This is a genomic window from Aeromicrobium sp. 50.2.37 (assembly GCF_024655735.1).
In the GTDB taxonomy this organism is placed as follows: Bacteria; Actinomycetota; Actinomycetes; order Propionibacteriales; family Nocardioidaceae; genus Aeromicrobium.
Genome location: NZ_JANLGG010000042.1, coordinates 1 through 20,371, shown reverse-complemented (window position 1 = coordinate 20,371; position 20,371 = coordinate 1). Strand labels below are relative to the sequence as shown.

At 72.3% G+C, this 20,371-nt stretch carries 24 protein-coding genes and 1 riboswitch; of the genes, 9 read left to right on the top strand and 15 right to left on the bottom strand.

Annotated features, from left to right (window positions below; genetic code table 11):
* The first annotated feature begins 3 nt into the window (after positions 1-3).
* Genes NUV38_RS16365 through NUV38_RS16345 form a run of 5 tightly spaced genes read left to right on the top strand, consistent with a single transcriptional unit; the run spans position 4 to position 4,986 of the window.
* Positions 4-693, top strand: a complete 690-nt coding sequence (locus NUV38_RS16365; protein WP_257730135.1) for a phosphoadenylyl-sulfate reductase — start codon at positions 4-6, stop codon at positions 691-693.
* Between the two features lie 37 nt (positions 694-730).
* A complete protein-coding gene (gene cysD / locus NUV38_RS16360) occupies positions 731-1,669 on the top strand; it encodes a sulfate adenylyltransferase subunit CysD (protein ID WP_056573172.1) in 939 nt (312 codons plus the stop codon).
* Positions 1,669-2,946, top strand: coding sequence for a sulfate adenylyltransferase subunit 1 (locus NUV38_RS16355; RefSeq protein WP_257730133.1), 1,278 nt, complete (start codon positions 1,669-1,671; stop codon positions 2,944-2,946). Before cysD ends, NUV38_RS16355 begins: the two co-directional genes overlap by 1 nt.
* A 2-nt stretch (positions 2,947-2,948) precedes the next feature.
* Positions 2,949-4,133 carry a uroporphyrinogen-III C-methyltransferase gene (gene cobA, locus NUV38_RS16350; RefSeq protein ID WP_257730132.1) on the top strand — a complete coding sequence of 395 codons (1,185 nt, stop codon included), beginning with the start codon at positions 2,949-2,951 and terminating at the stop codon, positions 4,131-4,133.
* Positions 4,134-4,164: 31 nt separating this feature from the next.
* Positions 4,165-4,986 (top strand): hypothetical protein, encoded by an 822-nt coding sequence (locus tag NUV38_RS16345; protein WP_257730131.1) that lies wholly within the window; start codon positions 4,165-4,167, stop codon positions 4,984-4,986.
* On the opposite strand, the gene NUV38_RS16340 is transcribed toward NUV38_RS16345, so the two are convergent.
* From NUV38_RS16340 to NUV38_RS16330, 3 genes are read right to left on the bottom strand one after another with little or no spacing between them, the layout of a single operon-like run.
* Positions 4,956-5,390, bottom strand: coding sequence for a hypothetical protein (locus tag NUV38_RS16340; protein ID WP_257730130.1), 435 nt, complete (start codon positions 5,388-5,390; stop codon positions 4,956-4,958). The genes NUV38_RS16345 and NUV38_RS16340 overlap by 31 nt on opposite strands.
* Entirely contained in the window at positions 5,383-5,748 is a 366-nt protein-coding gene (locus NUV38_RS16335; RefSeq protein ID WP_056554721.1) for a hypothetical protein, read from the bottom strand. The genes NUV38_RS16340 and NUV38_RS16335 overlap by 8 nt, the downstream gene beginning before the upstream one ends.
* 1 nt (position 5,749) lies before the next feature.
* On the bottom strand, positions 5,750-6,436 hold the full coding sequence (locus NUV38_RS16330) for an alpha/beta hydrolase (protein ID WP_257730129.1): 687 nt from the start codon (positions 6,434-6,436) through the stop codon (positions 5,750-5,752).
* A gap of 149 nt (positions 6,437-6,585) precedes the next feature.
* On the opposite strand from NUV38_RS16330, the gene sigK reads away from it, so the two are divergent.
* The 3 genes from sigK to NUV38_RS16315 all read left to right on the top strand — a co-directional run bounded on the left by sigK (position 6,586) and on the right by NUV38_RS16315 (position 8,712).
* Entirely contained in the window at positions 6,586-7,182 is a 597-nt protein-coding gene (gene sigK, locus NUV38_RS16325; RefSeq protein WP_257730128.1) for an ECF RNA polymerase sigma factor SigK, read from the top strand.
* Positions 7,179-7,883 carry an anti-sigma factor gene (locus tag NUV38_RS16320; RefSeq protein ID WP_257730127.1) on the top strand — a complete coding sequence of 235 codons (705 nt, stop codon included), beginning with the start codon at positions 7,179-7,181 and terminating at the stop codon, positions 7,881-7,883. The genes sigK and NUV38_RS16320 overlap by 4 nt, the downstream gene beginning before the upstream one ends.
* A gap of 64 nt (positions 7,884-7,947) precedes the next feature.
* A complete protein-coding gene (locus tag NUV38_RS16315) occupies positions 7,948-8,712 on the top strand; it encodes an alpha/beta fold hydrolase (RefSeq protein ID WP_257730126.1) in 765 nt (254 codons plus the stop codon).
* A 13-nt stretch (positions 8,713-8,725) separates the two neighbouring features.
* Here NUV38_RS16315 and gcvP read toward each other — a convergent pair whose 3' ends face one another.
* The 10 genes from gcvP to NUV38_RS16265 form a co-directional block, all read right to left on the bottom strand.
* Complete coding sequence (gcvP, locus tag NUV38_RS16310; RefSeq protein ID WP_374627518.1) at positions 8,726-11,626, bottom strand: aminomethyl-transferring glycine dehydrogenase; 2,901 nt, start codon at positions 11,624-11,626, stop codon at positions 8,726-8,728.
* A gap of 75 nt (positions 11,627-11,701) precedes the next feature.
* Positions 11,702-11,790: riboswitch (glycine riboswitch) on the bottom strand.
* A gap of 52 nt (positions 11,791-11,842) precedes the next feature.
* A complete protein-coding gene (locus NUV38_RS16305) occupies positions 11,843-12,433 on the bottom strand; it encodes a MerR family transcriptional regulator (protein ID WP_257730125.1) in 591 nt (196 codons plus the stop codon).
* A gap of 178 nt (positions 12,434-12,611) precedes the next feature.
* Positions 12,612-13,073, bottom strand: coding sequence for a bifunctional nuclease family protein (locus NUV38_RS16300; protein WP_257730124.1), 462 nt, complete (start codon positions 13,071-13,073; stop codon positions 12,612-12,614).
* Positions 13,074-13,077: 4 nt separating this feature from the next.
* A complete protein-coding gene (locus tag NUV38_RS16295) occupies positions 13,078-13,794 on the bottom strand; it encodes a MerR family transcriptional regulator (protein ID WP_257730123.1) in 717 nt (238 codons plus the stop codon).
* Positions 13,791-14,225 (bottom strand): FHA domain-containing protein, encoded by a 435-nt coding sequence (locus NUV38_RS16290; protein ID WP_257730122.1) that lies wholly within the window; start codon positions 14,223-14,225, stop codon positions 13,791-13,793. Before NUV38_RS16290 ends, NUV38_RS16295 begins: the two co-directional genes overlap by 4 nt.
* A 139-nt stretch (positions 14,226-14,364) precedes the next feature.
* Positions 14,365-14,742: a glycine cleavage system protein GcvH gene (gcvH, locus tag NUV38_RS16285; RefSeq protein WP_257730121.1), complete on the bottom strand. Its 378-nt coding sequence runs from the start codon at positions 14,740-14,742 to the stop codon at positions 14,365-14,367.
* Positions 14,743-14,803: 61 nt separating this feature from the next.
* Positions 14,804-15,532 (bottom strand): DUF881 domain-containing protein, encoded by a 729-nt coding sequence (locus NUV38_RS16280; RefSeq protein ID WP_257730120.1) that lies wholly within the window; start codon positions 15,530-15,532, stop codon positions 14,804-14,806.
* The gene (locus tag NUV38_RS16275; protein WP_055968355.1) at positions 15,525-15,857 is read right to left on the bottom strand and encodes a small basic family protein; all 333 of its coding nucleotides are present in this window, start codon (positions 15,855-15,857) and stop codon (positions 15,525-15,527) included. Before NUV38_RS16275 ends, NUV38_RS16280 begins: the two co-directional genes overlap by 8 nt.
* 2 nt (positions 15,858-15,859) lie before the next feature.
* Entirely contained in the window at positions 15,860-16,672 is an 813-nt protein-coding gene (locus NUV38_RS16270) for a DUF881 domain-containing protein (RefSeq protein ID WP_257730119.1), read from the bottom strand.
* A gap of 9 nt (positions 16,673-16,681) precedes the next feature.
* Positions 16,682-17,257, bottom strand: coding sequence for a CDP-alcohol phosphatidyltransferase family protein (locus NUV38_RS16265; protein WP_257730118.1), 576 nt, complete (start codon positions 17,255-17,257; stop codon positions 16,682-16,684).
* A gap of 207 nt (positions 17,258-17,464) precedes the next feature.
* On the opposite strand from NUV38_RS16265, the gene NUV38_RS16260 reads away from it, so the two are divergent.
* Entirely contained in the window at positions 17,465-18,082 is a 618-nt protein-coding gene (locus tag NUV38_RS16260; RefSeq protein ID WP_257730117.1) for a superoxide dismutase, read from the top strand.
* A 63-nt stretch (positions 18,083-18,145) separates the two neighbouring features.
* Here NUV38_RS16260 and NUV38_RS16255 read toward each other — a convergent pair whose 3' ends face one another.
* A complete protein-coding gene (locus tag NUV38_RS16255; RefSeq protein ID WP_257730116.1) occupies positions 18,146-20,104 on the bottom strand; it encodes a bifunctional copper resistance protein CopD/cytochrome c oxidase assembly protein in 1,959 nt (652 codons plus the stop codon).
* The gene (locus NUV38_RS16250) at positions 20,101-20,334 is read right to left on the bottom strand and encodes a copper resistance protein CopC (RefSeq protein ID WP_257730115.1); all 234 of its coding nucleotides are present in this window, start codon (positions 20,332-20,334) and stop codon (positions 20,101-20,103) included. The genes NUV38_RS16255 and NUV38_RS16250 overlap by 4 nt, the downstream gene beginning before the upstream one ends.
* Between the last annotated feature and the right edge of the window lie 37 nt (positions 20,335-20,371).

The window sequence follows — 20,371 nt, the reverse complement described above, 5'->3', positions numbered from 1 at the left end:
GCCCTGCGCGCCGTCGCCGAGCGGGCCGAGGCCCGGTTCGCCGACCAGCCGGCCGGCCCGGACGGCACCCGCGCGGTGCTCGCCTGGGTCGCGGAGGAGTTCGGCTACCGCACGGCCGTCGCCTGCTCCATGGCCGACGCGGTGCTCCCCCACGTGGTCGCGCAGCACCTGCCCTGGGTCGACACCTTGTTCCTCGAGACCGGGTACCACTTCGCCGAGACGATCGGCACCCGCGACGCCGTCGAGTCGTCCATGGAGCTCACGATCGTCGACGTCATGCCGCGCCAGAGCGTGGCCGAGCAGGACGCCGAGCACGGCAAGGACCTGTTCGCCCGCGACCCGGGCCTCTGCTGCCACCTGCGCAAGGTCGAGCCCCTCACCCGCACCCTCGGCGAGTACGAGGTGTGGATCACGGGCGTCCGTCGCGACGAGGGCCCGACGCGGGCCGAGACGCCCCTCGTCACCTGGGACGAGAAGAACCAGCTGGTCAAGGTCAACCCGCTCGCAGGGTGGACCTTCGACGAGGTGCTCGCCTACGCCGACGAGCACGACGTGATCGTCAACCCGCTCGTCAACGACGGCTACCCCTCCATCGGGTGCGCGCCGTGCACCCGCCGGGTCGCCCCGGGCGAGGACCCCCGCGCCGGCCGCTGGGCCGGCGTCGACAAGACCGAGTGCGGTCTGCACACGTGAGCGCCCCCGCACGACCGCCGAGATCGAGAAGGAACGCATGACCGTCGTCGACGACGCGCCCGGCACGGCCGGCCGCCCGACCTACCGGCTCGACCAGCTCTCCTGGTTGGAGTCCGAGGCCATCCACATCATCCGCGAGGTGGCGGCGGAGTTCGAGCGACCCGTGCTGCTCTTCTCCGGCGGCAAGGACTCGGTCGTCATGCTGCACCTGGCCACGAAGGCCTTCTGGCCGGCGCCGGTGCCGTTCCCGGTCATGCACGTCGACACGGGGCACAACTTCCCCGAGGTGCTCGCGTTCCGCGACGCCACCGTCGAGCGGCTCGGCCTGCGCCTCGAGGTCGCGTCGGTGCAGGACTACATCGACGACGGCCGACTTCGCGAGCGCAGCGACGGCACCCGCAACCAGCTGCAGACCCAGCCGCTGCTCGACGGGATCACGGACCACAAGTTCGACGCGGTCTTCGGCGGTGGCCGTCGCGACGAGGAGAAGGCCCGCGCCAAGGAGCGGGTGTTCAGCCTGCGCGACGAGTTCGGCCAGTGGGACCCTCGCAACCAGCGTCCCGAGCTGTGGAACCTCTACAACGGCCGCCACCGCCCGGGTGAGCACGTGCGGGTCTTCCCGCTGAGCAACTGGACCGAGCTCGACGTCTGGCAGTACATCGCCGCCGAGGACATCGCGCTGCCGGAGCTCTACTACGCCCACGAGCGCGACGTGTTCGAGCGCGACGGGATGCTCGTCAGCGTCAGCGACGTCTCGCAACCGCGGCCCGGCGAGACCGTCGAGCGGCGCCTGGTGCGCTACCGCACCGTCGGCGACATGTCCTGCACCGGTGCGGTCGAGAGCGACGCCGCCACCGTCGACGACGTCGTCGTCGAGGTCGCGGCCACGCGTCTGACCGAGCGCGGAGCCACCCGGGCCGACGACCGCGCGTCCGAGGCCGCCATGGAGGACCGCAAGAAGGAGGGGTACTTCTGATGCGCACGCTTCTCCGCCTCGCCACGGCCGGCTCCGTCGACGACGGCAAGTCGACGCTCGTCGGTCGGCTCCTCTACGACTCCAAGTCGGTGCTCGCCGACCAGTTCGACGCCGTCGAGCGGGTCAGCCGCGACCGCGGCCTCGCCTCCGCCGACCTGGCGCTGCTGACCGACGGCCTGCGCTCGGAGCGCGAGCAGGGCATCACGATCGACGTGGCCTACCGGTACTTCGCGACGGCCGAGCGGTCGTTCATCCTGGCCGACTGCCCGGGCCACGTGCAGTACACGCGCAACACCGTCACCGGCGCCAGCACGGCCGACGTCGTGGTGCTGCTCGTCGACGCGCGCAAGGGGCTGCAGGAGCAGACCCGTCGGCACCTCGCGGTCGCCTCGCTGCTGCGGGTGCCGCACGTGGTCGTGGTGGTCAACAAGATCGACCTGGTCGGCTTCGACGAGGCCACCTACGAGCGCGTCGCGCACGAGGTCGTCACGTCGGCGGCGTCCCTGGGACTCACCGACGTCACCACGATCCCCGTGTCCGCCCTCGACGGCGACAACGTCGTCGAGAGGTCGGTGCGCACCCCCTGGTACGACGGCCCGAGCCTCCTCACGTTCCTGGAGACGCTGTCTCCCGCGGGCGAGCCGCACTCCGAGCCGCTGCGCTTCCCCGTCCAGCTCGTCATCCGGCCCCAGGTGGCCGGCGGCGAGGAGCACCGCGACTACCGCGGGTACGCGGGCCAGATCGCGTCGGGTCTCGTCCGCCCGGGCGACCCGGTCACGGTGCTGCCGAGCGGCCGCACGAGCACCGTCGCCGCGATCGACACGGCCGACGGCGAGCTGACGGAGGCGTTCGCGCCGCAGTCCGTCACCCTGCGGCTCACCGACGACGTCGACGTCGCGCGCGGGGACCTCATCGTCACCTCACGCAGCGTCCCGTCGCTCACCCAGGACGTGGACGGCACGATCGCCTGGCTCGCCGACCACTCGCTGGCGCCGCGGACGAAGGTCCTCGTGAAGCACGGCACCAGGACGGTGCAGGCGATGGTCACCGAGATCACCGGCCGGCTCGACCTCGAGACCGCCAGCCTCGACGCGGCCGACCGTCTGGAGCTCAACGACATCGGCCACGTGCGCCTGAGGCTGGCCTCGCCCGTCCCGGCCGAGGAGTACCTGCACGCCCGTGCAGGTGGCTCGTTCCTGCTCGTCGACGCCCAGGACGGCACGACGCTCGCGGCCGGCATGGTCGGCGACGCGTTGCTCGCGACCGCCGCGCTCTGATCATGCCGCTGCCGCTCACCCTGCGCCCCGAGGGACGCCGTGTGGTGGTCGTCGGGGGCGGCAACGTGGCGACCCGGCGGGTCCACGCCCTGCTGGCGGCCGAGGCCGACCTCGTGGTGGTCTCCCCCACCGTCAGCGCACGCATCCGGGAGCTCGCGGTCGAGGGCCGACTGGCCTGGATCGAGCGTGGGTACCGCCCGGGCGACCTCGACGGCGCCTGGCTCGTGCAGACCGCCACCGACAGCCCGGTCGACGACCAGGTGGCCGCCGATGCCGAGCAGGCACGCGTGTGGTGCCTGAAGGGGGGCGACCCCGACGGGGCCACCGCCTGGATGCCGGCCGTCGCCGCGGTCGACGACGTGCACGTCGCCGTCAGCGGCGGTGGCGACGCCCGTCGGGCGTCCACGCTGCGCGACGCCGTCGCGGCGGCCCTGCAGTCCGGCGACCTCCCCCTGCGGCACCGGACCCACCACCCCGAGGGCTTCGTGGCCCTCGTGGGCGGAGGCCCGGGCAGCGCCGACCTCCTGACCACCCGCGGGCGGCGTCTCCTCGCCGCGGCCGACGTCGTCGTCGTCGACCGGCTCGCCCCGCTCGACGTGCTCGCGGAGCTGCCGGCCGACGTCGAGGTGATCGACGTGGGCAAGCTGCCCGACCACCACCCGGTCCCGCAGGACGAGATCAACCGGCTCCTCGTCGAGCACGCCCGCGCCGGCAAGGTCGTCGTGCGGCTCAAGGGCGGCGATCCCTACGTGCTCGGTCGGGGCGGCGAGGAGCGCCTGGCCTGCGAGGCCGCCGGGGTGGACGTGGAGGTCGTCCCCGGGGTCACGAGCGCGATCGCCGTCCCGGCGGCTGCCGGCATCCCGGTGACCCACCGCGGCGTGGCGACGGGGTTCAGCGTGGTCACGGCCCACGACGAGCTCGGAGAGCTGCCCGTCTCCCCGGGCCACACGATCGTGATGCTCATGGGCGTGCGCCGGCTCGCCGAGAGCGCCCACAGCCTCGTGACGGCGGGACACGCGCCCGGCACGCCCGTGGCCGTCGTCGAGCGTGGCTTCGCCCCCGACCAGCGCACGACCGTCGGCACCCTCGGCACGATCGCCGACCTCTGTGTCGAGCGGGGAGTCCGCTCCCCCGCCGTCACCGTCGTGGGCGAGGTCGTGCGGCTCTCACCCGACTGGACCGCCTGACACGACCCCCAGCACGCGTCACCATGACGACATGAGGTCCGCCCGCGTCGCCGTCGTCGGTGGGGTCACGCTGCTCGCCGCCCTCCTCCCGGCCTGCAGCCCGGACCCGCAGGACGCTCCACTGCCCGACGGCGTGAGTGCCCTCGTCGACCAGGGCCGCATGCAGCGCCAGGACCGTGCGGCGTTCGTGCGGATCAGCCACCGCAGCGACCGCAACCTCGTCGTCTCCGACCTGGTGCTGACCTCCAGCCGCTCCCGCGCCGTCGTCTGGACCGGCACCGAGACGGTGGGAGCGGGGTACGACACCGACGTGGTCGTCACGCTCCCCCGTGGGCGGTGCGGTGCCACGACGCGCTACACCGTGACCCTGACCTACCGGGTCGATGACGACGGTGAACGACGGTCCACCCTCGCCGTCGAGGACCGCTACGGGGCCGTGACGCGGGTCCTGGACGGTGACTGCGCCCGCGCGACCCTGGAACGGGCCGCGCGGATGGACGTCGGCCTGCCGGTGGAGGACGACGGTGGACTGCGCATCCCGGTCACGCTCACGCCGCGCGACCGGGCAAGCGCGGTCCGGCTCGTGGGCTACCGCCCCACCCCGCTCGTCCGGCCCACCCGTGGGTCCGCGACCGACGTGGCGATCGGTGGCGCCCCGGTGCGCGCCGACCTCGTCCTCGAGCCGGCGCGCTGCGACCCGCACGCGATCGCCGAGGACAAGGTGGGTCGCCTCGTCCCCGTCGAGGTCTCCGCTCCCGGTCTGCCCGACGGGACCACCTTCGTCCTGCCGCTCGACCGGCAGCGCCGGACCGCGATCCTCGACTACGTGCGGTCGGCCTGCGGCCTGTCCTGAGCCGGACCCGCGGTGCGGTACAGCCACCACAGGCCCACGAACGGCAGCACCAGGGGGATGTACCCGTACCCGGCACCGAAGTCGGACCACACCGTCTGGTCGGGGAACAGCGCACCGTCGACGAGCGACAGCACGCCGACGCCGAGGACCCCCACCAGCTCGAACCCCACGGCAGCGACGGCCAGCCGGTGCCGGTCCGTCGCGAGCGCCACGGTCGCGACGACGTAGACGAGACCGGCGACGGCGGAGAGCGCGTAGGCCACCGGGGCCTCGTCGGCCTTCACGAGGAGCTGGTAGACCGACCGCGCCGTGGCCGCGACGGCGAAGACCGCGTAGACGGCGACGAGGGCGCGGCCCGGCCCGGTGGACGTGCGACCCGGCGACGGGACGGACGACTCAGACATAGGTTCCCTTCCAGATGCCCAGGAGCCGCACCATGAGGGCGGCCACGGTGAGGAGCGCCACCACGACGACCCCCGTGCCCCAGCGACTCTTCTCGGCGATCCCCCAGAGGACCGCCGCCGGCGGGATCACCACGACGGTCACGAGGTAGGAGACGAAGAGTCCACCCGCGACGTCGCGGTCCGTGCCGGCCAGCGCCACGAAGGCCCCGACCATCACCACGAGGAGCACGACCTCCAGCACGGCGACGGCGTAGAAGAGCGGGTTCCCGAACGGGGCGTCCCGGACCGTGTGGCCCGCCGCGAACACGGCCACCACGGTCGCGAGGAGTGCCACGCCGTAGGCGATCGTGTCGGTCACGTCAGGCTGGTCCTCTGGTGGCGTCGTCGTCGTGGTCGTGGCGGCCGTCCGCTCGTGCGCCGACGATCCGCAGCACCGAGTCTTCCACGAAGCCGTTCCAGGCCCGCACCCGCCGGAACATGTAGTGCCCGGCGCCGGCGAGCGACTCCCAGGTGGCCTCGGTGGCCACCCGGCGAGCACGCTCCACGTAGTCGACGCTGAGCCGTGCCGACGTCCACCGGTCCATCGTGCCGTGCAGGACGTGCAGGGCACGCCCTGCCAGCGCGCCGACGGGCTCACCCTGCGGCAGCCACGGCGCCAGGGCGACGACGCCGACCACCGAGGGGTCGTCGGCCGCGCGGCACGCGGTGCGCCCACCCATGGAGTGCCCGACGAGGACGACCGGCAGGTCGCCGTGCCGCTCGCGCAGCTCCGTGAGCGCCCAGCGCGCGTCGGCCACGGGCCACGGGCGGGCCGCGTCGTTCCACCCGCGGGCGCGGTACTGCAGCAGGTGCACCGCCAGGTGCTCGCGACGAGCGGTGCGCGCGAACGCCTTGGACAGCAGGGCCATCCGCCACCAGCTCGCGTGCCGGTCGCGCACGGGCTCCTCGCTCTGCTGCCGGCCTCCGTGCAGCATCAGCACGACGGCCCTCGGCCGCTGGGGGACGTGCACATCGTCCAGGCGACCCGATCGCTGCTCGGCGTCCATGCGACCACGGTGGCACAGCGGGACCACGGTCGCAGGGCGAGCGGAGGGCCCCGCCTAGGATGTCGTGAGAACTCCTCCCCTGCACCACCCATCCGACTCGAAGGCAGCCGCGAATGGCACGTAGAAGCTTGTTCGGGAAGGAGTCGCGCATGAGCCAGTCAGCAGCCGATCGGCTCGCCGCCGTTCCCGAGTCCCAGGAACCCGTCGAGCCCGACGACCTCTTGGTCCTCGTCGCACGAGGGGACGAGGCGGCCTTCGCCGCGCTCTACGACGCCCTCGGTGCCACCGTGTTCGGGATGGCCCGCCGGGTGATCCGTGACCCCGCACGGGCCGAGGAGGTCGCCCAGGAGGTGTTCCTCCAGGTCTGGCAGACCGCCGCCCGGTTCGACCCGGCCCGTGGCAGCGCCAAGAGCTGGGTGCTCACCCTGGCCCACCGCCGCGCTGTCGACGCCGTCCGGCACGACCAGGCGGCCACCAACCGTGAGAACAGCTACGACTGGTCCCCCGGCGTCGACCACGACCAGGTGCTCGAGACCGTCACGGTGCGGCTCGAGCACGAGCAGGTGCGTCGCTGCCTGGAGGGACTCACCGACCTGCAGCGCGAGGCCGTGACCCTCGCCTACTACCAGGGATACACGTACGCGGAGGTCGCCCAGGTGCTCGACGCCAACCCGGCCACCGTCAAGACCCGCATGCGCGACGGGCTGATCCGCCTGCGCGACTGCCTCGGGGTGGAGGCCTCATGACCACCGATCTGCACGGACTCGCCGCGCCGTACGCGCTCGATGCCCTCGACCCCCACGAGCGGGGCCGCTTCGAGGCCCACCTCGACCAGTGTGCCGAGTGCAGGCAGGAGCTCCGCGGCTTCCACCTGACTGCTGTGCGCCTGGCCGAGGCCGAGGCCGACAACCCGCCGCTCGCCCTGCGCGACCGGCTCCTGGCCGAGGTCGCCACCACCGCCCAGGAGCGGCCCGTGGTCACGTCGATCGCCCAGCACAGCCGGGTGCGGCGAGCCGTGCCCCGTCTGCTGGTCGCGGCGTCGTTCCTGGTGGCCGCGGTGTCCGTCGGTGGGTACCTCGTCGAGCACGACCGGGCCGAGGACCTGCGGGCCGACACCGCCGGCATCAGCGCGGTCATGGTGGCTGACGACGCGACCATGCTGGACGGGAGCGTGCGCACCGGTGGCACGATGCGCATCGTCGCCTCGCCGTCGCACGACGCGGCCGTCGTCATGGGCACCGATCTCGAGACGCTCGACGACGACCACGTCTACCAGGTCTGGGCGATGCACGACGGCGTCCCGCGCTCGGTCGGCGTCCTCGGACGCGGAGCCGGGATGATGTACGCGAAGTCGATCAGCGGCGCCGACGCGTTCGCCGTCACCGTCGAGCCCGACGGAGGGTCGCCGGCCCCGACGACCGACCCGGTCGCCCAGATGGACGCCTGAGGCTCGAGGCCCCTGGTCGACCCTGGCGGCAGGCCGGTCGACGCGGTACGTCACGATGACGTTCGTGTCCGACCCGATCGTGCTCGTCTCCCCCGCCATGGCCGTGCCGTCGCGCTTCTACCGGCCGCTCGTCGCCGCCTTCGAGGCCGTGGGGTGGCAGGCGCGCGCGCTCGGCCGGCGCGGGTTCGAGCCGGACACCCCGGTCGCCTCCCGCTCGGCCGACTGGTCCTACGGCGACGAGATCGCCGACCTCGCTGACGCGGTCTCGGCCGCGCGCCGCGAGGACCCCGAGCGCCCCGTCCTCCTGCTGGGCCACAGCCTCGGGGCCCAGCTCGCGATCGGCCTGCAGGGCAGCGCCGACCCGGGACGCACCGCCGACGGACTCGTGCTCGTCGGCGCCTCCGTCCCGCACCACCGGTACTACCCCTACGGAGGGTTGCCGATGCTGGCGTTCGCCTCGGCCATCCCCGTCCTGGCCCGGGTCCTGGGGCACCTGCCCAAGCCTGCGTTCGGCGCACCCGGCGCCGCCACGCTCATGCGGGAGTGGGCGCACTTCGTGCGCACCGGCGAGCCACCGTTCGACGCCTCGTCCCCGGTGTCGACGCCCACCTTCGTCGTGCACCTGCAGGCCGACGCCTACGCCGTGTCGGCGGCCAACAAGCGCTTCATCGAGCTGTTCTGCGAGCCGTCGGCGGTCACCCGCTGGGTGTACACGCAGGACGCCACCCCCGAGGGCGGCACCACCGACCACGTGCAGTGGGTGCGTCACCCCGCCGTCGTCGTCGACCGGGTCGTCCGGTGGTGGGACGACACGGCCGACCGACGCTGAGGTCCCGGGGCCGTCAGGCGAAGGCCTCGATCGGCGGGCACGAGCAGGCCAGGTTGCGGTCGCCGTAGGCCTGGTCGATGCGGCCCACCGGCGGGAAGTACTTGTCCTGGGTGCTGCCGGTCGGGAACACGCCCGTGGCGATCGGGTAGGCGTGCTGCCAGTCGAGCAGCTCACGGGCGGCGTGCGGCGCCTGGGCGAGCGGGTTGTCGCCCTCGGGCCACTCCCCTGCCGCGACCTGGTCGATCTCGGCGCGGATCGCGAGCATCGCGTCGCAGAAGCGGTCCAGCTCGGCCAGGTCCTCGGACTCGGTGGGCTCGACCATCAGGGTGCCGGCCACCGGGAAGCTCATCGTGGGGGCGTGGAAGCCGTAGTCCACGAGCCGCTTGGCCACGTCGTCCACGCTCACCCCGGTCTGCTTGGCGATGCCGCGCAGGTCGAGGATGCACTCGTGGGCCACCAGCCCGGACCGTCCGGTGTAGAGCACCGGGAAGGCGTCCCTCAGCCGGGCGGCGACGTAGTTGGCCGACAGCACGGCCACCGACGTGGCGTCGGTCAGTCCCTGCGCCCCCATCATCGACACGTACGCGAACGGGATGGGCAGGATGCCGGCGGACCCGTACGGGGCGGCACTGATGGCCCCGATCCCCTCACGGCGCGCCGCGACCGGGTGCAGCGGGTGGCTCGGCAGGAATGGGACGAGGTGCTCGGCCACGGCGACCGGGCCCACCCCCGGTCCACCACCGCCGTGCGGGATGCAGAAGGTCTTGTGCAGGTTCAGGTGCGACACGTCGCCGCCGAAGGCGCCCGGCTCCGCATGGCCCAGCAGGGCGTTGAGGTTGGCGCCGTCGACGTAGACCTGGCCACCGGCGGCGTGGACCACGTCGCACAGCTCGGTGATGCCGTCCTCGTAGACCCCGTGGGTCGACGGGTAGGTGACCATGATCGCGGCGAGGTCGTCGGCGTGCTCGGCACAGGTGCGGCGCAGGTCCTCGAGGTCGACCTCGCCGGCCTCGGTGGCCTTGACGATGACCACGCGCATGCCGGCCATGACGGCCGAGGCGGCGTTCGTGCCGTGCGCCGAGCTCGGGATCAGGCAGACGTCGCGGGCCTCGTCGCCGTTGCTGCGGTGCCACGCCCGGATGGCCAGCAGACCGGCCAGCTCGCCCTGGGACCCGGCGTTCGGCTGCACCGAGATCGCCGCGTAGCCGGTGACGCTCGCGAGCCAGGACTCGAGCGTCTCGACGAGCTCGATCATGCCGGCGGCGTCCTCGGCCGGGACGAAGGGGTGCAGGTCGGCGAATCCGGGCCAGCTGATCGGCTCCATCTCGGCGGTGGCGTTGAGCTTCATGGTGCACGAGCCGAGCGGGATCATCCCGCGGTCGAGCGCGTAGTCGCGGTCGCTCAGCGTGCGCAGGTAGCGCAGCAGCTGCGTCTCGCTGCGGTGCTCGGAGAACACCGGGTGCGTCAGGATCGCGTCGTCGCGCCGCAGGGCGTCGGGCAGGGCTGCCGGGGCGGGCGCCGTGTGCGACGTGTCGGCCCCGAAGGCCCGCCAGACGGTCTGCAGGTGGCCGAGGGTGGTCACCTCCGACGTGCTCACCGCCACGTGGTCGGTGTCCACGCGCCGCAGGTGCAGCCCCTCGGCGCGAGCCCGGCCCACGACGGCGTCCGCCTCGCCGGGCACCCGGGCCACGACCGTGTCGAAGAAGGACTCGTGGAGCACCTCGATGCCACCGGCCACCAGGCCGGCCGCGAGCGTGGCGGCCGTGGTGTGCACGTGCTCGGCGATCCGCCGCAGGCCCTCCCCACCGTGGTAGACCGCGTACATCGACGCCGTGACGGCGAGCAGCACCTGGGCGGTGCAGATGTTCGACGTCGCCTTCTCCCGGCGGATGTGCTGCTCCCGCGTCTGCAGCGCGAGCCGGTAGGCGGGTCGGCCCGCCTTGTCGACCGAGACACCCACGAGTCGACCCGGCAGGTGTCGCTCCAGCCCGTCGCGCACCGCCATGAAGCCGGCGTGCGGTCCGCCGTAGAACATCGGCACCCCGAAGCGCTGGGACGACCCGACGACGACGTCGGCACCGAGCGACCCCGGCGAGCGCAGCAGGACGAGCGCGAGCGGGTCGGCCACGACGACGGCGAGCCCTCCGGCGGCGTGCACCGCCTCGATGGCGCGGCTGGGGTCGGTCACGGCGCCGTCGGCGGCCGGGTAGGCGATGATCGCGCCCGCCACGTCGGCCGGCACGTCGTCGACGCCCAGGTCGGCGTCGAGCAGCTCGATGTCGAGGGCCTCCGCACGGGTGCGCACCACGGCGATCGTCTGCGGCAGCAGGCGCGAGTCGAGCACGAGGGGGCGCAGGTCCTTGCCCCGCGCGGCGCGGCGCACCAGCGTCATGGCCTCGGCGGCGGCCGTTCCCTCGTCGAGGAGGGAGGCGTTGGCCGTGGACAGACCGGTGAGGTCGGCGACCATCGTCTGGAAGTTGAGCAGCGCCTCGAGCCGTCCCTGCGAGATCTCGGGCTGGTAGGGGGTGTAGGCCGTGTACCAGGCGGGGTCCTCGAGGACGTTGCGGCGGATCACGGCCGGCGTGACCGTCGGGTGGTACCCGAGCCCGATCATGGAGACGCCGGGGTTGTTGCGCGCCGCGAGGGCCTTGAGGGTCGCGAGCGCCTCCGGCTCCCCCAGGGCCTCGGGGAGCGCGGGTGGAGCCGAGGCGCGGATGCTCTCCGGCACCGCGGCCCGCATGAGCGAGTCGAGGGAGTCGTGGCCGATCCGGGCGAGCATGGCCTGCTGGTCGCTCGCGCGCGGTCCGATGTGACGGTCGACGAAGTGGTCGGTGTCGCGGCGGAGGGCCGCCGGGACCGCCTGCGGCCGGTCGGGAAGGGCGGTGCCGTCGGAGGAGGGGCTGTCAGAGGACATGTGAGGGCTCCAGGGGTCGTCGACTGGGTCCCTCCCCACCTGTCACGCCCGCCGGAACGGGTGCTTCAGGGTCGCCTTGTCCGCGTGGTCCGTGGTGCCTGAGAGGTTCCGGGGAGGAATTGCCCCTTCGGCGCCGCCTGGGCGATCTCTCCCACGCGTGCTCGACAGCACGCCCACGGTACCAGCGACGGCACGCGTGAGCGGCCAGGCGGGCCGTCAGCTGGACAGACGAGCCCTGCGCCGGGCGGCGAGCTCGTCGGCAGCGATGTCGTCGGAGACGGAGAGCTCGCTCGGCAGCTCGTGCAGCGTGCCCTCGATCTCCTTCCAGACACCGCCGATGGCGATGCCGAAGACGCCCTGACCGCCCTGGAGGAGGTCGATGACCTCGTCGGCGGAACGGCACTCGTAGACGCTCGCACCGTCGCTCATGAGCGTGACCTGGGTGAGGTCGTCGGTGCCGCGCTCGCGCAGGTGCTCGACCGCCGTCCGGATCTGCTGCAGCGAGACACCCGCGTCGAGCAGTCGCTTGATGATCTTGAGCAGCAGGATGTCCTTGAAGGAGTACAGCCGCTGCGTGCCCGAGCCGGTGGCCGACCGCACGGTCGGCTCCACGAGCTTGGTGCGTGCCCAGTAGTCGAGCTGGCGGTAGGTGATGCCGGCAGCGCTGCAGGCCGTCGGGCCACGGAACCCGGTGTTGCGGGGCAGCGGCTCCAGGTCGTCGGTGAACAGCAGACCCTGGTCGCCGGCCTGCGCAGCGGCCTCGGCGGCCTCCGCAGCAGCCGGGGCGTCGTCGCGTCGCTCGATCATGGGTCTGGCCTTCCAGATGGGGAGAAGAAAGACCACCTCGGCGAAACTACAACGGTGTTCGCTTGCGGCAGTGGTCTCACGGTAGGCCCGCGGGTGCCCCCGGTCAATCACATCGGCGTTCACCGGCGTGTCGCAACCCTCACGCGAGGGTTGAGGGTTGATCCGGTCGTCCGACCGCTCAGGCGAAGTCCTCGGGCTCGACGTCGTCCAGGAACGCGCGGAACCGCTCCACCTGCTGGTCCTCGTCGGTGGTCGAGGCGATGCCGGCCTCGTCCAGGACGTCCTCGGCACACACGATCCGCGCACCCGTCCGCAGGGCCAGCGCGATGGAGTCCGACGGCCTGGCGTCGACCGTCGCGCCCGAGCCGAAGACGAGCGAGGCGTAGAAGACGCCGTCCTGCACGTCGGTGATGCGCACCTCGTCGAGCTCGTCGCCCAGCACCTCCACCACCCGCTGCATCAGCTCGTGCGTCAGGGGGCGGGGCGTCGCGTCGCCCTGCTGGGCGAAGGCGATGGCCGACGCCTCGACCGCGCCGATCCAGATCGGCAGGTAGCGCACGCCGTCGCTCTCGCGCAGCAGCACGAGCGGCTGGTTCGTGGGCATCTCCACCCGGACGCCGACCACGTCGAGCTCACGCACGGCGTCAGTCCCGGAGGTGGTGGCGCAGCAGCACGGTGTGCAGGCGCATGGTGAGGGCGGCCAGCTCACCGAGCTGCTCGGCGGCGGCCGCCTTGTCCTCGCGCCGACGACGCTCCGGCACCACGCGGGCCAGCAGGTCGGACTCGCGCTCGGCGGCGGTGACGACCGCGCGCAGGTGGCGCGGCTCGACCCCGAGGGAGGCCAGCCGGACCACCGCGTCGACGACCACGAGGTCGTCTCCGTCGTAGGCGCTCTGGCCGGGGCGACGGGTCAGCAGCCCGTGCTGCTCGACCTGCTCGAGCAGCTCCTCGGTGGCCCCGGAGCTCTCCAGCACCTCGGCCCGGCTCAACCGCACCCGGCTGCGTCCCTCGAGGAACGCCGCGGGCGTGGGCAGGCCGTCGGCGTCGCTGGAGACGTCGGGCACGCGGATGTTGCCGTCGATGTCGGTCTGCGGGACCAGGCCCCGGTCCATCTCGTCGAGGGCCTGACGGATCGCGCTCAGCGGCCAGTACCGCTTCTGCTGACGCAGCACGAAGCGCAGCCGCTCCACATCGTCGAAGGAGAACTTGCGGTAGCCCGACGGGGTCCGCTCGGGCTCCAGCAGACCCTCGCGCTCGAGGTAGCGGATCTTGCTGATCGTGAGCGACGGGAACTCCTCGCGGAGCTCGGCGAGGACCTTGCCGATGCCGAGCCGCGCGAGCTCGGGCAGCGGCTGGGTCACGCCTGGCCTCGCTGCGCGCCGGCGAAGTAGATGAGCCGGTACTTGCCGATCTGGACCTCGTCGCCACCGCCGAGCGTGACGTCGCCGTCGATGCGGTCGCGGTTCACGTAGGTGCCGTTCAGACTGCCGAGGTCGCTCACGACGTAGCCCTGGCCCGCGCGGGCGAACACGGCGTGACGCCGCGAGACGCTGATGTCGTCCAGGAAGATGTCGCTGTCGGGGTGACGTCCGACCGAGACCTTCTCGGTGTCGAGCAGGAACCGTGCGCCGGCACCCGGGCCACGCTGGACGAGCAGCATCGCACTGCCCAGCGGCAGGTTCTCGACCGCGGCGACGTCGGTCGAGGACATCTCCTCGGTGTCGGCGTCGATCAACGGGATGTGCGTCGTCTCGTCCGGGATGTTGCCGTGCTCGGGACCGGGCGAGGACATCGGATCACTCCTGGCTGTGCGTGTTCTGGGCGTGTTCGGGGCGTGCGCTGGACGGTCGGACCAGGTCTGACCCCGAGGTCGAGGGTCAGGTGTCCAACCTAGCACCCGTGGACGGTCGCCCAGGGCCCCTCGGCGAAGGTCAGGACGAGACGAGTGCGGTGTACTGCTCGGGGCCGAGCAGGGCCTCGGTGGGGTCGTCGTCGGCGGGGCGGACCTTGAACAACCACCCCTCGCCGTAGGGATCGGTGTTGATGACCTCCGACGCCCCCTCGAGGCTCTCGTTGCGGGCCACCACCTCGCCGTCGACCGGGCAGAAGATGTCGCTGACCGACTTCGTGGACTCGAGCTCGCCCACGACGGACCCGGACTGGACGTCGTCGCCCACGTCGGGAAGGTCGACGAACACGATGTCGCCGAGCTGGTCCTGCGCGAAGTCGGTGATCCCCACGACCAGGACGTCGCCCTCGACGCGCACCCACTCGTGCTCTTCGCTGTAGTACAGGTCCTCAGGGATCACGCGTCGCTCCTGGTCAGTGCCGTGGTGGGGTGTGGGGTCGTGAGGGTGGTGCGGCGCCGGTTCACGAGCCGCCGACGTCGGGACGAGCGTACTCGGGGGTCTTGACGTCAGCCAGGGCCGTGATGGTGATCGTGTCGCGACGGGCCACCGAGGCCTGGGCGCCGCGGGCGCGGAGGATGTCGATGATGCCGCCACGGAACGACGCCGCCTCGTCCAGGGTGCCGGGATCACCGATCACGTCGATCACGTACGGACTGGTCACCTGCCGTCCCCCGACCCGCAGGCCGTCCTCGTCGTCGAGCACGTAGGTCTGCGCCACGACGCGCGCCGTCTCGTTCACCACGATCGCCTCGGCCCCCGCCTCGCGCAGCTCCTGGAGCACGTCGAGCACCAGCCCCGCGTCGACCACGCCGTCGGCGTCGTCGATGCTGAGCCGGACGCCCGGGCCCGTGGCGCCGATGGAGCCGGCGAGCACCGCGAGCTGCTCGGCACGCTGGCGCGCCACGTCCTCGGCCTCTCCGGAGTCGCCGCGTGAGCTCAGGAGCCGGTCGCGGGTAGCGGTCAGGTCGTCGATCTGGGCGGCGAGCCGCTCGTTCGCGACGTCCACCGACTTGAGCAGCTCGACGAGCTCGACGCCCCGCAGCGACCCGTAGTCGGTCGAGTCGTCCTGGCGGACCTGGACGGTGACCCCGAACGCCAGGGCACCCACCAGCAGGGCCACCACGGCCTGCGACGCGAACCGGTTGCCGGACTCCTGGGCGACGGGCGCGGCGTCGTCGGGCTCAGGCATGGAAGATCCTGCGCCGGATGGCTGCCGCGTTCGCGAAGATGCGGATGCCCAGCACCACGATCACGCCGGTCGACAGCTGCGAGCCCACGCCGAGCTGGTCGCCGAGGAAGACCATGAAGCCGGCGATGAACACGTTGGAGATGAAGGACACCACGAAGACCCGGTCGTCGAAGCGTCGCTCGCCGAGTGCACGCAGCGCGCCCACGACGGCGTCGAGGGCGGCGACGATCGCGATGGGCAGGTACGGCTGCAGCCACAACGGCACCTCCGGCTGCAGGAACAGCCCGAGTGCCACGCCGACCACGAGTCCGAGCACCGGGATCATGCTCAGCCCTCCCCTCGCGCGTCGTCCGCCGACGCCGGAAGCGGCTCGGCGCGCCGCAGGTCCGTCTGCTCCTCTGGTGCGGACGGCACCTCCTCGTCGTCCGATGGTGCCATGCCCACGGAGATGCCGGCGCTGTCGGCCCGACCTGCGAGGTACCGTCCGGCGGGGTTGGACTCCAGCCGGGAGCGCAGGGAAGCCCCGTCGCCCAGGGCGACGATGCGCACCGGGACCTCGATGCGCGAGAAGTTGACGGTGAGGTTGCCGTCGATGCTGCTGATCGCCGACTCCGAGGTCAGGCGCTGGCCTCCGACGGAGATCGCCTCGGCACCGGCGTACCAGAGCCCGTTCACGACGGTCAGCAGGTCCTGCACCGTCAGACGCCCCGCGCGCTCGCCGTCCGGGCTCCCCGCCATGGTCACCACGAGCGCCGTGCCGCGCAGCGCCCTGCCCCCGGCGAGCACCGTGTCGGAGGCGACGTCGGTCGAGGTCTCGGCGCCGGCGCCGCCCTGCAGGGCGGCGACCTGGTCGCGCAACGCCTCGGCGGCACCCTGGCGGGCGGCGAGCACGTCACGTCGGTCCGCCACGTCGGCGGCGAGGGTGCGTCGCTCGAGGTCGGACCCGGGCCGGTCGTTCTGCGTCTGGACCGCCGTGATGGTCAGCAGCGCGGCCAGGACCGCCACGACGACCCCCACCGCAGGTGTCGTCGCGGAACGGTCGCCGTACGGCTCTCCCGCCCGCACGACGTAGTAGTCGTCGTCGAGGGCGTTCTCGGCCACCTGCTCCAGCAGGTTCTCGGCGGGACGGACGGCGGACACGCAGCGACCTCAGCGCGGGACGCGCTCGGTGGTGGCCAGCAGACGGCGCACCTGGAAGGCGTACAGCACCCCGCCCCACCAGTAGAGACCGACGCCCCAGATGGCGAAGGCCCAGCCGAAGACGTCGGCGAGGTCGGCGACGGTGCCGCTGCCGTCGCCCAGCAGGAGGAGGGGGAAGGCGTAGAGCAGACCCGCCGTGGCGGCCTTGCCGAGGAAGTGCACCGGCAGGGAGCTGTAGCCCCGGGTGCGCAGGAACGGCACGAGGCTGAACAGGAAGACGTCGCGCAGGGGCAGCATGACCGCCAGCCACCACGGGATGATGTCGCGGAGTGCGAGACCGACCACCACGGCGAGGATGTACAGCCGGTCGGCGACGGGGTCGAGGATCGCGCCGATCTTGGAGGTCTGGTTCAGGCGCCGGGCGAGCTTGCCGTCGAGGTAGTCGGTGACGCCGGAAACCACGAGCACGAGCAGGGCCAGCACGTCGGCCTCGGGCACCAGCACCAGCCAGAGGAAGACCGGCAGCAGGACGATCCGGACCACGCTGAGCAGGTTCGGGATCGTCAGGACCCTGTCCTCACCCACGTCGATCCTCCTGCTGCTCCGTCATCGCGGGGATCAGCCTAGGGCATCGCACCGCACGGACGGGGACCTCCCGGACCGGCGCGACGAAACCTCGGCGCGTCCGCATGGCGGGCCGCTCTTGCGCCTGCGGGAGCGACTGACAGACTGAACGAGCACGACCAGATTCGTAACCGCGGGCACCACGTGTGCCCCGACCTAGGAGGACGCGTGGCCGACTACACCCTGCCCGAGCTGCCCTACGACTACGGCGCACTCGATCCGCACATCTCCGGCAAGATCATGGAGCTGCACCACAGCAAGCACCACCAGAACTACGTGAACGGCCTCAACACGGCCCTCGAGAAGCTCGAGGAGTCCCGCGCGGCCGGGTCCTACGACACGATCAACCTGCTCGAGAAGAACCTCGCGTTCAACCTCGGCGGCCACATCAACCACTCGATCTTCTGGAAGAACCTCTCCCCCGACGGCGGCGACAAGCCGACCGGCGAGCTCGCCGCGGCGATCGACGACAACTTCGGCTCGTTCGACGCCTACCGGGCGCAGTTCGAGGCCACGGCCCTGGGCATCCAGGGATCGGGTTGGGCCATCACGGCCTGGGACACGCTCGGACAGAAGCTCGTCATCGTGCAGCTGTACGACCAGCAGGCCAACATCCCGGCCACGCTGATCCCGGTCTCCCAGCTCGACATGTGGGAGCACGCGTTCTACCTCGACTACCTCAACGTCAAGGGCGACTACGTCAAGGCGTTCTGGAACATCGCGAACTGGGCCGACGCCCAGGAGCGCTTCGCGGCAGCCACGAGCGGCGGCCAGGTCATCTTCTGAGACCTGGTCTCCCTCGTCTCCGGGGCTGGGCGTCCGGGCTTGGGCGGGCGGGCCTGGGGGGCGTCAGGCGTCCGGGTCGCGCCGCTTGCCGTGGGCGGCGAGGTCCTGCAGTCGGGCGTTGTACGCCGCGAGCTCGGCGTCGCCGTCGCGGTCGGCCTTCCGGTCCAGACGTCGGGCCTCGCGCTGGTCGGAGCGGAACCACTGCGCGAGGAGGGCGATCATCACCAGGATCAGCGGGACCTCGCCGAGCGCCCACGAGATGCTGCCGCCGAGGTACTGGTCGGCCAGCAGGTCGGTGCTGTAGGGCCGCTCGAGCGTCGTCCAGTACGACGCGGCGAGGACCGTCGCCGACGACATGATCGCGATCGAGAAGAACGCGTGGAACGGCAGTGTCACGAGCATCGTCCCGAACCGCGCGAGCGGTGGGAGGCGACGCGGCGAGGGGTCGACCCCGATGATCACGTAGTAGAAGAGCGAGCCCACGAGCAGGAAGTGCACCTCCATGGCCGTGTGGCCCCAGTGCTCACGCATGAGGTACCCGAACAGCGGGGTGAAGTACAGCGCGTAGAGGCTGCCGACGAACAGGGCCGGCCCCACGACGGGATGGGTCAGGAACGTCATGAGGCGTGAGTGCAGGAACGACGTCAGCAGGGTGCGGGGCGAGACGTCACCCGGCTGGCGCGGTCCCGGAAGGGTGCGCAGGGCGAGGGTCACCGGCGCGGCGAGCACCAGGAAGATCGGCGCCACCATCGAGAGCAGCATGTGGGAGACCATGTGGGCGCTGAACAGCACGTGGGAGTACACCCCCAGGCCACCGAGCGTGGACCAGGCGACGACGAGGAGCCCGACGAACCAGGAGATCGTGCGTCCCACCGGCCAGTGGACACCGCGACGGCGCAGCGTCCACAGCCCACGCAGGTACAGCGCAGCGCCCAGCCCGACGATCGTCAGCCCGAGACCGTTGGCGGACCACCCCCAGGCGAGGCGCCAGGCATCGGGCGCCGGCGGGATCGGACCGCCGATGAGCTCCTGTGCCGGCGTCGTGAGGATGTCCCCCACCGGGGTGGGTGTCCGCGAGAGCGCCACCGCCAGCCCGATCGTCGCGGCCATCAGCAGCACCTCGGAGGCGGCGACCGGCAGGAAGCCCGCGTCGCGGTCCGCGAGGCGTCGTCGCTGGACCCAGCCGAACCAGCCGAGGAGCACGAGCGCCACGACCTTGGCCATGACGAGCTGTCCGTACCCGGTGCCGACGACGTCGGAGACGCTGCGCAGGCGCACGGCGGCGTTCACCACGCCCGAGACACCGACGATCACGAAGGCCCACAGCGCGAGGCTGGAGAAGCGACGGAGCGCAGGCGTGAGTCGCTTGCTCCCCCGCCACGCCACCCAGGTCAGGGCGACGAGGCCGCCGACCCACAGGCAGACGCCCACGAGGTGCAGCAGGAGGCTCAGCGCCGCGAGGTCGTGCGAGCCCGACGACGCGGAGTGACCGGCGAACGAGACGGGCACGAGGGAGGCGAGGACGATGCCGAGCCCGATCGCCAAGGCACGGACGGAGATCGTCCACCGCAGGACGCCCCATGCCACGGCGCCGACCACCACCTGGAGCAGCACCACGCCGCCCGTGGACGTGCTCGCCAGCTCGGTGAGCAGCGGGAAGGTGATCGACCCGATCGTGCGGGCGAACACGTCCGCGACGGTGAGGACGTAGAGCGCGACCCCCACCACCGACCACGCCGCGGCAGCGCGGGCGGCCCCACGCACCGCGTCGACGCTGAGGCCCTGCACGACGTCGCTCGACGACGGGAGGAGGAACACCGCAGCGAGCAGGAGCCCGATGAGCACGACCAGCAGGGCGTCGGAGACGACACTGAGCAGCGGCAGGCCCCAGCCGACCAGCTGCCCCGGGTCGGGCAGACCCTCGGGCACGGGCTGCGGCGCGCCGCCGCCCAGGCTCAGGGCGGCGACGCAGGCCGCGGCGGCGACGAGGAACGCCGCCGCGCTCGACCGCACGACGCTCACGAGTCGACCTCGCTGCGTCGGCGGACGAGCGGCCACAGGATGAGGCCGACAGCCACCAGGCCACCGCCGACGGCCCACCAGAGGTGCTCGGCGTGACGGTGCAGGAACGACTCGTCGTCCTGCACCTGGGCCACCTGCTCCACGGACCGGCCCGACGTGGTCTCGAACTCCGACGTCCCGGCGATCGGGTGCCCGTCGGCCGAGACCACGCGGCTGTCTCTTATACACATCTGACGCTGCCGACGACTACCACTATGTGTAGATCTC

Excerpts from the sequence above, each read along its gene's own strand:
- cysD (WP_056573172.1), top strand. The coding sequence starts at position 731 with ATGACCGTCGTCGACGACGCGCCCGGCACGGCCGGCCGCCCGACCTAC.
- NUV38_RS16355 (WP_257730133.1), top strand. The coding sequence starts at position 1,669 with ATGCGCACGCTTCTCCGCCTCGCCACGGCCGGCTCCGTCGACGACGGC.
- cobA (WP_257730132.1), top strand. The coding sequence starts at position 2,949 with ATGCCGCTGCCGCTCACCCTGCGCCCCGAGGGACGCCGTGTGGTGGTC.
- NUV38_RS16345 (WP_257730131.1), top strand. The coding sequence starts at position 4,165 with ATGAGGTCCGCCCGCGTCGCCGTCGTCGGTGGGGTCACGCTGCTCGCC.
- NUV38_RS16340 (WP_257730130.1), bottom strand. The coding sequence starts at position 5,390 with ATGTCTGAGTCGTCCGTCCCGTCGCCGGGTCGCACGTCCACCGGGCCG.
- NUV38_RS16330 (WP_257730129.1), bottom strand. The coding sequence starts at position 6,436 with ATGGACGCCGAGCAGCGATCGGGTCGCCTGGACGATGTGCACGTCCCC.
- sigK (WP_257730128.1), top strand. The coding sequence starts at position 6,586 with ATGAGCCAGTCAGCAGCCGATCGGCTCGCCGCCGTTCCCGAGTCCCAG.
- NUV38_RS16320 (WP_257730127.1), top strand. The coding sequence starts at position 7,179 with ATGACCACCGATCTGCACGGACTCGCCGCGCCGTACGCGCTCGATGCC.
- gcvP (WP_374627518.1), bottom strand. The coding sequence starts at position 11,626 with ATGTCCTCTGACAGCCCCTCCTCCGACGGCACCGCCCTTCCCGACCGG.
- NUV38_RS16305 (WP_257730125.1), bottom strand. The coding sequence starts at position 12,433 with ATGATCGAGCGACGCGACGACGCCCCGGCTGCTGCGGAGGCCGCCGAG.
- NUV38_RS16290 (WP_257730122.1), bottom strand. The coding sequence starts at position 14,225 with ATGTCCTCGCCCGGTCCCGAGCACGGCAACATCCCGGACGAGACGACG.
- NUV38_RS16280 (WP_257730120.1), bottom strand. The coding sequence starts at position 15,532 with ATGCCTGAGCCCGACGACGCCGCGCCCGTCGCCCAGGAGTCCGGCAAC.
- NUV38_RS16275 (WP_055968355.1), bottom strand. The coding sequence starts at position 15,857 with ATGATCCCGGTGCTCGGACTCGTGGTCGGCGTGGCACTCGGGCTGTTC.
- NUV38_RS16250 (WP_257730115.1), bottom strand. The coding sequence starts at position 20,334 with ATGTGTATAAGAGACAGCCGCGTGGTCTCGGCCGACGGGCACCCGATC.